At 60.5% G+C, this 949-nt stretch carries 1 protein-coding gene; it reads right to left on the bottom strand.

Going from position 1 to position 949, the window contains the following annotated elements; genetic code table 11:
* Nucleotides 1-494 precede the first annotated feature (494 nt).
* Nucleotides 495-949 (bottom strand): hypothetical protein (locus tag EN925_RS40000; protein ID WP_206633171.1); only part of this gene is annotated, 455 nt, incomplete at its 5' end.

Below are 949 nucleotides of genomic sequence, written 5' to 3'. Positions count from 1 at the left end.
CTCCCGATGCGATCGCAATTTTTGGGATAGATGTTCGTGTGGTGCCTGTCGGCGACCTGGACGCTGCCTTACCAGAACCGGCCTCCTCCGGTCCGAACCACGGCGCTGGAACCTGATGAAAAGATCGATGTTCGGTATGCAGCTTGCCCTGCACAGCCAAGCGGTCTGGTGCGCCCCGTCGCCGCCTGGTCCGTTCAGCGGCGGGCCTTTGTGTGGTGATGACGCCACCGGCATTATTTGGCCAAGCTGGGGACCTGTGTCGCGAATCAAAGTTTGGGTGGCAGCTTGGCTTACAACGCCGGGCCAAGTGGTCTCAAAGCAAGACCCGCCATTGCTGATCAATGACGGGTCTTCGCTGTGCATCAATCGATGGACCGAACATCCCGAAGCTCAGCGCCGCGCCCCGTCCTTCGCACAGAGCGTTGGCGTCACACGCCTGTCATGGGACGAGCTTATTCGCTGAAGAACCGGCCTGCGGCCAGCGACCTGCGTTTTTAGGATGGCTCGACGCCGAGGTCGGTCCGCTCCTGCCTACCTGGCTGCCGTTGCCGGTCGGAGGGCGGGAGAGGAATGACCTCCTGCTCACTGCGCCCGGCAGCTTCGCCGAGTTTGTATGCCGCATATAAGGCGCCGATTCTGACTAACCAACGGATCATCGCAATCTCCTTTGGCGCCCAGAACACAGCGGCTTTCGATATGTTCCACATGCTGGAAGCGCCACCCTCCGCATCGTGCAGGATGGCGAGTGCTACAGACCATCGCGGCATGCCGACGTTTGGCATGTCTATCGGTGTCGATGCTCTCATCAACGCCTCGGCTATCTTTATCATTGCATCTCGGCCATCGTAACTGTGCGCTGCGGCAAGGTGCTTTGCAGCGGATGAAGGCCGCTCGTTCATGTGGCGGCCGCTACGGGACGCCGTCCTAAACGTGAAGCCAGGCCCAAACG

The organism is Mesorhizobium sp. M7A.F.Ca.US.006.04.2.1 (assembly GCF_004022915.1).
Lineage (GTDB): Bacteria > Pseudomonadota > Alphaproteobacteria > Rhizobiales > Rhizobiaceae > Mesorhizobium > Mesorhizobium ciceri.
Note: the sequence above shows the minus strand (reverse complement) of the source record. Positions and strands in the feature narration are given on the sequence as shown.